Consider the following 10554-nt stretch of genomic DNA (forward strand, 5'->3'; position numbering starts at 1 on the left):
GACTTCAAGTGTCCGATCGAGGTTATGGACGAGGTGATGCAGGAAGCTATGGCTATGCGGCATGATGCTCCAGCTTCAATTCAATAACCGTGTTGCACTCAGCTCCTGTAACCGCCGGGTTTTTAAGTTTTTGAATAGTTAATTTCTATTCGTTATTCTGTTTGTACTTTTTTCAAAGTATTTTTGATTGCATTTTTCAGCTCGGTCCAGTCTTTTGCTTTTTCGCTATGGATGGGCGCTTCCCAGTTGTAATTTGAGATTAATGATACTTTGAATGCGCCGTGTTCACTAAACTCCGGATACCAACCAATATCAATTATTTGCTGGAAGGGAAGAATGGCTTGAAATAGATCTTCTTTGAGTTCATCCAATATGATGGATATATCAGCGGACTGATCCAGCTGAGAAATATCATCGAATGTTACAGTTCCGCCTAGTTTTTCTATTTCTGTAATAAGCATGTTTTATTTCTTCTTTTTCGTGAGTTTTTTAAATGCATCTTCGGAAATTGGATGTCCATGAATTGTATTTGCACTGAGCTCAACCCTCATGAATCGAGTTTCTTTTCCATCGTTTGCGCCGATTGTTCGTCCCATGTCGATCACTTTCCAAGGTTTCCCGTTGTTAACCTCTTGGCCATGCTCAAAAGCATGTCGTTCTAAAGCTTCAATGTCTGTGCCTGGTGCATACTTGGCTGCTCCGCCATTTGCTGTTGACTTTACAACAGATGGCCAAGGAGCCTTGGGTGCTACGTGCTTATTTCCGTGGTTGGTCCATTGAACATCTGGAGATTTTGGTGCTCCGTCATCCACATTTGCTTTACGTGAGGGATCTTCTATTTTTCCGGGCTTGCAGTTTGGTCCTCCGGGGCAATCGGAACTCAATCCCAGTGGGTCGATCCATCCAGTAGGGTTAGGCACGTACTGATAGTTGTTCAACCCACCCGCAAGCTTGATCGGATCCGGTGTCAAAAACCGCCCAGTCCCCGGATTGTAGTAGCGGTGCCGGTTGTAATGTAACCCCGTCTCGGCATCGAAATACTGACCCTGGAAGCGCAGCGGGTTATCAATCTCGCTGACGTCCAGCGCAGCGAGGTTACCGTAGGCGCGGTACTTCGCCGACCACATGATCTCGCCACTGTAGTCGGTGAGTTCCTGCGGTGTGCCCAGATGATCGAGTTGATAGTAAAACGGCGTGGCTTTGCGCGGGCCTTCGCCGTCGAGCATCGCCAATGGACGGAAGCTACCGGGCTCATAGATGTAGCTGCGGTAGCGGTTTTCGGCGCTTTCGGCGATCAGTCGTTCACCTTGCCACAGGAATTCGGTTGTCTGGCCTTCGACGGTTTTTTCGATGCGTCGGCCGAAGGCGTCGTATTTGTAGGACGCGGTTTTGCCGCTCGGCAGGCTGACGCCGATGAGGCGGTGCTGGCAGTCGTAGCGGTATTCGGTGACGAGTTTCTGGCCGGCACCACGGCGTTCGCGGATCAGGTTGCCGTAGGCATCGTAGTCGTAATGGCGGTCGCCCTGCATCAGCAGGCGGTTGCCTTTGACGTTGGCCAGGTTCGCTGTGCCTTCGTTGTTTTGACCCAGCAGGTTACCGGCTGGATCATGGGCGAAGCTTTCCGGTGTGGCGCCGCGCACGCTGATGAGTCGGTCGAGCGGGTCGTAGTGGTAGCTGCGCTTGCCTTTGCGGCTGTCATCGATACCGGCGAGATTGCCGTTGGCGTCGTAGTTGTATCGACGCTGAAACAGGTTCTTGTCTCGCTGGCCGACTGTGTGGGCTTGCAAGCGACCCTGCTCATCGTACTGGTATTGGCTGAGCAGCAGACCTTGTTGGCGTTGCTGTTCGCGTCCGGCGCTGAACTGGTGAGCGGTCAGGCGAGAGCCATTGAGGTCGATGCTGCTCAGACGTCCGCCGGGCAGGTGACGGTAGTCAAGTTTGCTGCCATCGGGCAGGCGGCAGTGGTTCAGTTGGCCGACGCTGTCATATTCGTAACGTGTGGTGCCCCAGCCTTGGTGTTCAGTGATCAGGCGATCTTGCACATCGTATTCGTAGGCGAGTGGCCAATTGCCGTCGTCGACATTTACCAGACGACCCAGTCCGTCGTAGCTGTAGTGAATCTCTTCGCCATCGGCGAGGATTTTTACCAACAGGCGGCCAGAAGCATCGCGCTGGTATTCGGTAACGAGTTCGCTGCCGTCATCGCCGAATTCGGTTTTCTTCAGCAACTGGCCATTAAGATCGTATTCGTAAGCCGTGCGGCGACCGTCGAAACCGGTCTCCTGCTGGATCAGGCCGTTCGAGTAATAGTCGAGTTGATAGCGTTCACCGCGCTCGTTCTCGATCTCGGTGAGGTTGAGTTGCGAGTTGTCGTAGCGATAGCGCAGTTGGCTGCCGTCCGGATTGATGCGGCGGCTGACAAGGTGCAGGTTGTCGGCGTATTCGTAGCGAGTGATGCGGCCGAGTTCGTCACGTTCGGCGGTGACGTTGCCATAGGCGTTGTAGGTGAAGGCACGTGTTGCGCTGTGCTAGGCGGTTGGCCGCATTCCGTTGGTATTGGGTGATGGCGCGGATTCTTCCTTACGAGTGATCTGACGACCCAGTGCGTCGTAGCGATACTTCCGTTGACCTCCGTCCGGCAGACGCTCTTCCGGAAAAAGGGGACGGATCTGTTTCTGAAAAAGCGGCTAGAACAGGGGGATTTTCACTCCCTTTTGAATCAAAAAAGGGGGGCAAGCCGGAAAATAAACCTGTCCCCTTAGTCCCCCTTAGTCTCGTCTGTAAGGTCGGTGACCTGATTACTTCGCCATAGTCGCAATTTCGACTATCCACACACGCGAATGACTCATCTCAACGTTATTCTTTCACCCATTTATCCAAAGGAAGTTTCTCAGTTTTTTTTGCAAACAATTCTTTTGCTTCCCGAAGAGTCATGTGGTTTGGGCCGCTATAAGTGTCAAGGTTGCTAGTTCCATTGTCTTCCCATTTGCATAGGTCGCAAATTTCATAATTACCAAGCACTGAAAGCGTGCGGTATTTACAGCACGGGCAAGGCATCAGAGTTTCAATTTCTCCAGATACCTCGTACTCTCCAATATTCAATTGTTTTAATTTTTTTGATAAGAATACGTTTGTTACGCCTTTATAGCTTGATGTTAGGGCAAGCAAGATAAGTTCGTCATATTTTTTATCATCGATGTCGCTAGGTAGATCGTCCCCGCTAGCAATAAGGCTCTGCAGTTGCTCTGATAGTGTGAAGAATTCAGGATTGCTCTCATCAATACTCCACCAATCGAGGAGATGAGATTCTCGCTCGTCATGGTCAAGCAAAATCAAAATTGCCTTTGAGATTTTTTTTATAGCATCGTGTCGATCAATTTTGGTCATTTTATAAACCCTTAGCCAATTCAATGGCGGATTGGAAGGCGTCGGCGCTTCTACCATCATCTCTATAAAATGTTCTAATTTCTCTGGATTTCAAGTGTCCAACAAATATTCTTCCAGTTGCTGGGTCATGTTTGATTACAAAATTTCCGACATTCGTTTCGTTAAAGCTTCCTGATTCTTTCGAGAATTCTTTCGCCTGTTTTAAGTATTCAGTTTGGCTTATGTTTCCGAATTCTTTTTGATCAATTACATGCTTTTGATAATGAGGTTGCAACTTCCCAGAAGAAAATCCCTTCCAATTGACAGATGCGGCCGCCGTTGGAACCTGCGCATCTCCTTGATTTACTCTGGCTTTGTCCTCAGGCGCCTCAGCGCCTTGGCCAGGGATGCATTTATCTCCGCCAGGACAAGTGTTCAGACCAAGCGGATCTACCCAACCCGTAGGATTAGGCACGTACTGATAGTTGTTCAACCCACCCGCGAGCTTGATCGGATCCGGCGTCAAAAACCGCCCAGTGCCCGGATTGTAGTAGCGGTGCCGGTTGTAATGTAACCCCGTCTCGGCATCGAAGTACTGACCTTGGAAGCGCAGCGGATTATCAATCTCGCTGACGTCCAGCGCGGCGAGGTTACCGTAGGCGCGGTACTTCGCCGACCACATGATCTCGCCGCTGTAATCTGTGAGTTCTTGCGGCGTGCCGAGGTGATCAAGCTGATAGTAGAACGGCGTAGCTTTGCGTGGACCTTCGCCGTCGAGCATTGCCAGAGGGCGGAAGCTGCCAGGTTCGTAAATGTAGCTGCGGTAGCGGTTTTCCGCGCTTTCAGCGATCAATCGTTCGCCTTGCCACAGAAACTCGGTAGTGTGGCCGTCGACGGTTTTTTCGATACGGCGACCAAAGGCGTCGTATTTGTAGGATGCGGTACTGCCGCTCGGCAGGCTGACGCCGATGAGGCGGTGCTGGCAGTCGTAGCGGTATTCGGTGACGAGTTTCTGGCCGGCACCACGGCGTTCGCGGATCAGGTTGCCGTAGGCATCGTAGTCGTAATGGCGGTCGCCCTGCATCAGCAGGCGGTTGCCTTTGACGTTGGCCAGGTTCGCTGTGCCTTCGTTGTTTTGACCCAGCAGGTTACCGGCTGGATCATGGGCGAAGCTTTCCGGTGTGGCGCCGCGCACGCTGATGAGTCGGTCGAGCGGGTCGTAGTGGTAGCTGCGCTTGCCTTTGCGGCTGTCATCGATACCGGCGAGATTGCCGTTGGCGTCGTAGTTGTATCGACGCTGAAACAGGTTCTTGTCTCGCTGGCCGACTGTGTGGGCTTGCAAGCGACCCTGCTCATCGTACTGGTATTGGCTGAGCAGCAGACCTTGTTGGCGTTGCTGTTCGCGTCCGGCGCTGAACTGGTGAGCGGTCAGGCGAGAGCCATTGAGGTCGATGCTGCTCAGACGTCCGCCGGGCAGGTGACGGTAGTCAAGTTTGCTGCCATCGGGCAGGCGGCAGTGGTTCAGTTGGCCGACGCTGTCATATTCGTAACGTGTGGTGCCCCAGCCTTGGTGTTCAGTGATCAGGCGATCTTGCACATCGTATTCGTAGGCGAGTGGCCAATTGCCGTCGTCGACATTTACCAGACGACCCAGTCCGTCGTAGCTGTAGTGAATCTCTTCGCCATCGGCGAGGATTTTTACCAACAGGCGGCCAGAAGCATCGCGCTGGTATTCGGTAACGAGTTCGCTGCCGTCATCGCCGAATTCGGTTTTCTTGACCAACTGGCTGTTGAGGTCGTACTCGTAGGCAGTGCGACGACCGTCGAAGCCGGTTTCCTGTTGGATCAGGCCGTTGGCGTAGTAGTCGAGGTGATATTGCTCGCCGCGCTCGTTCTCTATTTCGGTAAGCAGCAGTCCCGCATTGTCGTAGCGGTAGCGCAGTTGGCTGCCGTCCGGATTGATGCGACGACTGACAAGATGCAGGTTGTCAGCATATTCGTACTGGGTAATGCGCCCAAGTTCGTCTCGCTCGGCGGTGACGCGACCATACGGGTTATAGGTGAAGGCACGGCTGGCGCCACCGGGTAGGATCACCTGAATCAGACGGTCAACGGCATCCCATTGGTATTGAGTAATGGCGCCCGTTTCATCTTGGCGAGTGATTTGCCGCCCAAGTGCATCGTAACGGTATTTACGTTTCCCACCATCCGGTAACTGCTCTTCAAGCAATTCGCCGAGGTTGTTCCAACCTAACCTATGGCGGCTGCCATCCTGGTTTAGAATCTCTAAAAGACGACCTTGATCATCGTAAGAGTAATACGTTGAATTACCGTCGGGATCAATTTGTTGAGTGATATCACCTTGTTTGTTTCGTATATATTTCCAGATCGCATCGCCACGACGAACTTCGGACACAAAGCCGAATTTGTAGTCGTAAAGTGTAGGTGTGTCCTCTGGCGGAATTACTGCTTCCAATCGACCCGCGTCGTTGTACTGGTATTCCGTGATTGCGCCTAATGGATTCTTTTCGGCAACAAGACGGCCCTTTTCGTCGTAGATGTTGCTGTGTTCCGCTCCACCCGGTTCGACTTTGCTGATGAGTCTGGCGTGATCGTCATGAGTGTAGATTTCCTCACTGCCATCAGCGTTAGTAACAGTGACGCTTCCATTATCGTCCCAAGTATAGCGGGCATCCATCTGTGTAAAGTTTGCCCAATGATGGATGCATCGAGAGGATTTTCCTTCGTTCTCCCATTCCCAGAAGAAGCTCGCACCACCAGCTAGTTGCCTTTCGAGAATTACGTTTTGGTGGTTATAGGAATAAAGCTCACTTTCACCCGCGGCGTTTTTCGCTTCCACGAGGCGACTGTGCTCGTCGTATCGATAAGTGACAAGTGTTTGAATGGTGGCCCAAGCATCTTCCAGGTTGTCTGCAGGGATGAACTGCTGATAATCGACAGATACAATATGCTTGCGATTATAGCGAATTAATAATGCTCGTCCCGCACCGTTATCTACACGTTTGATTCGTCCATGAATATCGCGAGTAATATGAAGCCGATTACGATACCGGTCAGTAATTGCAATAAGTGTTGCGCCTTCGCTGTTGTACCTGAAGTGATAGAACAGCGGGCGCTCGCCTGCCTGGGTCAGAATGAGTTCAGATGGATCATCACCAATAAAGATAGCCGCTTTTGCTAGGCTATTGGTTATTGCTGACCGTTGTTCGCTAGGAAGCGGAAAGTTGGTGATGCGATTTTCATGATCTGTCCAGACAATCCCGTCGTCATTCACTTGGACTCGCTGCGCAAGAGCGTGACTCCACCCGTAGCCTAGTCCACAGTCTACTTCTGCTGCGCTAGTACGATATAGGCGGGTCCATTCGAATGGAAACAGTCCATTTAACTGGCCGTCAGTAAGCGTTAGCAGTTCCTCCCCTGTAACCATCGATACTGGGCAGCCGTTAACACAAGTTTCCCTGGTGCAGGCGACGTTTTTATCGTCGTGGTTGGTTGACTGTTTTGATTTGTCATCAACATGCTCTGAACTGCCAACTTTTGCATGGTCTTGTCGGTCCCAGCCAAGTTTGACCTTGCCCTTTTCAAAAGTCCCAGCGATCGCCCTTGTAGCGAGTTTTTTGTAGTGCTCGATCGCTTCCATGAACTTTTTAACAATACTGAATATGGATTTTACAAACCCAGAGACAGCTTCGATAACTCTTGCGCCGTAGTTAACCAGGCGCACGCCGAGGTAGGCAATACCTGAGCCCTCTGCAGCAAACGTGAGAACGATCGCCAGAAGAATATCTATTAAAATAGTTACGATGGCGTTGGATATTTGTTCTGCGGTTTTTCCGGATATTACGCTGGGAGGGAGTTGTAGTAGCCAGATTCCTGACGCCTTCAGAATAAGAAAAAGTGCCGCTTGGTCGCTGGCTAGCAACATCAGCTTTTCCATCATCGCTGGTGTTTCTTTCGCTAGTCTCAACAAATCGCTCGCACTTTCTCCCAATTCCTTTGCGAATTGTTTCGGGTCCTTCAGGATCTCAAAGATTCGCTTAATGCCGTCAAATGCTGCCTTGATCGCCTCCCAACTTCCAATGAGCGTTCCCTTCATTTGGGCGAGGTAGGGAGAGGCAAGTGTTTCCTTCGGCCAAAGTGGTCTGTATTTTCTCCATTCTAAGTCGAGCCAGTCTTTTAACTGTGCGGCGAACCCGTCGTAGGAGCTAAATAGCTGATTTAGCTGATTTTTTGTTACTGAGCTTTGTACCCGAACGAAGTATTTTTTTCCTGGTACGCCCTTGTAAACACCTTTTCCTTCAGCATCGAGAGTGATAGAAGTTGCTGTGCCGCCTTCTTTGGGAGTGACCTCGACCGTTATATTGCCAACGGGAATGTCGTTGACGGAGACAAACTTACTTTCGATCAGCAGTCTGCCATCCTTGGGGCACTGTGCAACCGTGGATTCGAACTCATCGTCTTTCACACTGACAGTAGCGTTCGCGCTCCCGAGCTTGATGGATCTGCTCAACCCAAAAAATGCTGGTCTATCGAGAAATTGAGGCCCCTTGTCCAGCCATTCCGCATATTTGCTTTCAGTCAGCTCTCGGTAGTCCTTCAAACTGTCCGGGAAGGTAGAGAGTTGTTTATCAACAAAGGCAACGCGATCCATCAGCCTTGCTCCAGAATCAGGTGGTTTAACAGTGCTTCTTTAAGGTTTTTCGGCGCATCCGGGCGGCGCACGAAACGGCTGACTTTCAGCTTCAGGTTGTTCTCAGGCCAAGCGTTGTAAATGTCCGGGCGGTCTTCTTCCAGCCACTGCATAAGGTTGCTGATCAGTGTCGTCGGGTTGTCCTTGGCTAAGCCATCCAGCAAATCCTTCGGCACCTCCCACCACGGCCAATCCTTCACCTTCGGCAACACCCGTGTCCCAACCTCCAGCGTCTGCCCATTAATCAGATACCGCTCAAACATCGGCATTACTTCCCCAGCCTTCTCCCCAAGCCCCTTTAGAATCGGGTAGATATGCCGCCCATCCCAGAAGCGGAAAAACACCTCGGTCCCGTCCGGCATCTTCACCTGTGTCAGGCTGCGCAGGTGCTCGAACACGTCGTTCGGTTCGGCGCGTGAGACGGCCAGCCAGCCCCAGTCGAGGGCGTCGGTTTCGGCGATCCACGGCAGGAATGCCGAGTTCGGTTTGAGTTCGGTGACGTAGGGCATCACCGGTTGCCAGGTGGAGTAGGGCGTGCCGCCCCAGATCGGCAGGAGCTGGGCGGTGGGTTCGGTCAGGTACAGGGTTTTCAGCGCGTCGGCATCACTCGCCGCACTGATGACCAGATACAGGCGCTCGCCAGTCTGCAACGGCTGTTGTGCCAGCCAGTCCTTGGGTGTCAGTCGATCAGATGGCACAGGCACCTGCCTTGCATTTTTCGCATTCTTCGCAGAACGGCGCGTTGCGTTTGAGGGTGTTGATCTGGGCCGGGGTCAGGACCTGGCCGGCCTTGTCGGCGTCGGCCTGTTTCAGCACGCCGGGCATCAGCGGGGCGGCGGGAGTGTCGCTGCCGGGGCTGCCGCCGGAGTTGATGTTGATCGTCGGGCCGCTCATGGTCACGCCGCCGGCGTCGATCTTGATGAAGCTGCCGCCGCCGACCAGGGTCAGTTCGGCGCCGGCTTCGAGCACGACTTTCATGCCGCTGCTGAGGTGGATTTCCTGGCCGGCGTCGATGAACTGGCCGGTGCCGATCTTGATGTGCTGGTTCACGCCCACGGTCAGGTGGTCGTTGGCGCGGGCTTCGACTTTGCGGTCGGCGTAGACGGTGTGGTGTTCTTCGGCCTTGAATTCCGTGTAGCTGTTCTGCTCGACGGTGTCGTGGCGTTCGTTACCGACGCGGATCTTCTGGTCGTGCTCGATGTTCTCGTCCCAGTCGCGCTGGGCGTGGAGGAAGATCTGCTCCTGACCTTTTTTGTCTTCGATGCGCAGTTCGTTGTAACCGCCGCCCCCCATCGAGCTCAGGGTCTTGAAGGTGCTACGGGTCTTGTTTGCCGGCAGCTCATACGGGACGGTGTTTTCCTTGTGGTACAGGCAGCCGCTGATCAGCGGTTGATCGGGGTCGCCTTCAAGGAAGGTGACCAGCACTTCCATGCCGATACGCGGGATGGCGATGCCGCCGTACTGGGCGCCGGCCCAAGCGCTGGAGACACGCAGCCAGCAGCTGGTCTTGTCGTCGGCCTGGCCTTCGCGGTCCCAGTGGAATTGCACTTTGACGCGGCCGTACTGGTCGCAGTGGATCTCTTCACCTCTGGGGCCGGTGACCACGGCGCTCTGGCTGCCGAGGATGCGCGGTTTCGGGTGGCGCAGCGGTGGACGGTTCGGCACGTCCCACGGGGTCGCCTGGAAGCGGTTGCGATAGCCCTGATGGAAATCGTCTTTCAGCGCGGTGGTGTCGCTGGTCACCGACTCTTCCAGCACTTGCGGCTGCTTGCCTTCGTGCAGGACTTCGGTCAGCAGCCACAGGTCGTTCCACTTGGCCTTCGGGTGTTCGGTCAGGGCAAGGAAATGACCGCTGACCAGCAGTGGCTGATCACTCTTGCCTTCGGCGAGCTGGAAGTCGCTGCGGTGACGTTCGAGGGCGCGTTTGGCCAGGTGTTTGCCGCGCTCGCGGTCGATGAAACGGCCCGGGTAGTCGTAGTCTTCGAGGTCGGGCAGGGCGTCGCCGCGGTTTTCGCTTTCCAGGGTCAGGCGCGGTTTTTCGAAGTCGTAATCGCGGCGCGTGGTGCGGCTGGTACGGGTTTCCAGGCGCAGGTCGAAACGCTTGATCACCGGATTGCTGGCGACCATGCCGGAGTCTTGCTGGTAGGCCACAGGCTGGAGTTTCGGGAACACCGTCTGGTCATCGCCGAACACCAGCTTGTGCGCCGTGGCGCTGTGCTGGAAGTGGTAGTGAATACCTTCTTCCTCGCACAGGCGCTGGATGAAATGCAGGTCCGATTCATCGTATTGCACGCAGTAGATGCGTTCGGGATAGATCGACCCGGTCTTGAATTCGTAGGCGTTGCTCTGGATGCCGTGCTCTTCGAGAACCATGCCGATGATTTTCGGCACCGTGAGGTTCTGGAAGATCCGTTGGTTGACGCGGTGCGCCAGGTACGACAATTGCGGGCGCAGGGTCACCGAGTAGCGCGTCAGGC

Annotated in this window: 5 protein-coding genes and 1 pseudogene; all 6 read right to left on the reverse strand. The window is 53.6% G+C overall.

All coding sequences use genetic code 11. From position 1 onward, the window contains the following. Nucleotides 1–152 precede the first annotated feature (152 nt). Complete coding sequence (locus QMX91_RS24870) at nt 153–461, reverse strand: hypothetical protein (protein WP_135296155.1); 309 nt, start codon at nt 459–461, stop codon at nt 153–155. Between the two features lie 3 nt (nt 462–464). Continuing rightward, nucleotides 465–2651 (reverse strand): annotated as a pseudogene (locus tag QMX91_RS24875) (RHS repeat-associated core domain-containing protein); the annotation flags it as partial. A gap of 205 nt (nt 2652–2856) precedes the next feature. Next, the gene (locus tag QMX91_RS24880; RefSeq protein WP_158547269.1) at nt 2857–3387 is read right to left on the reverse strand and encodes a CPCC family cysteine-rich protein; all 531 of its coding nucleotides are present in this window, start codon (nt 3385–3387) and stop codon (nt 2857–2859) included. A gap of 1 nt (nt 3388) precedes the next feature. Beyond that, nucleotides 3389–8038, reverse strand: coding sequence for an RHS repeat-associated core domain-containing protein (locus tag QMX91_RS24885; protein ID WP_282413528.1), 4650 nt, complete (start codon nt 8036–8038; stop codon nt 3389–3391). After that, the gene (locus tag QMX91_RS24890) at nt 8038–8775 is read right to left on the reverse strand and encodes a DUF4123 domain-containing protein (protein WP_282413529.1); all 738 of its coding nucleotides are present in this window, start codon (nt 8773–8775) and stop codon (nt 8038–8040) included. Before QMX91_RS24890 ends, QMX91_RS24885 begins: the two co-directional genes overlap by 1 nt. Continuing rightward, the coding region (gene tssI / locus QMX91_RS24895) for a type VI secretion system tip protein TssI/VgrG (protein ID WP_282413530.1) at nt 8765–10554 on the reverse strand (1790 nt) is incomplete at its 5' end. The genes tssI and QMX91_RS24890, both read right to left, overlap by 11 nt.

Origin of the sequence: Pseudomonas sp. PS01299 (genome assembly GCF_029960145.1) — a bacterium.
Taxonomy (GTDB): Bacteria; Pseudomonadota; Gammaproteobacteria; order Pseudomonadales; family Pseudomonadaceae; genus Aquipseudomonas; species Aquipseudomonas putida_A.

Excerpts from the sequence above, each read along its gene's own strand:
- QMX91_RS24870 (WP_135296155.1), bottom strand. The coding sequence starts at position 461 with ATGCTTATTACAGAAATAGAAAAACTAGGCGGAACTGTAACATTCGAT.
- QMX91_RS24885 (WP_282413528.1), bottom strand. The coding sequence starts at position 8,038 with ATGGATCGCGTTGCCTTTGTTGATAAACAACTCTCTACCTTCCCGGAC.
- QMX91_RS24880 (WP_158547269.1), bottom strand. The coding sequence starts at position 3,387 with ATGACCAAAATTGATCGACACGATGCTATAAAAAAAATCTCAAAGGCA.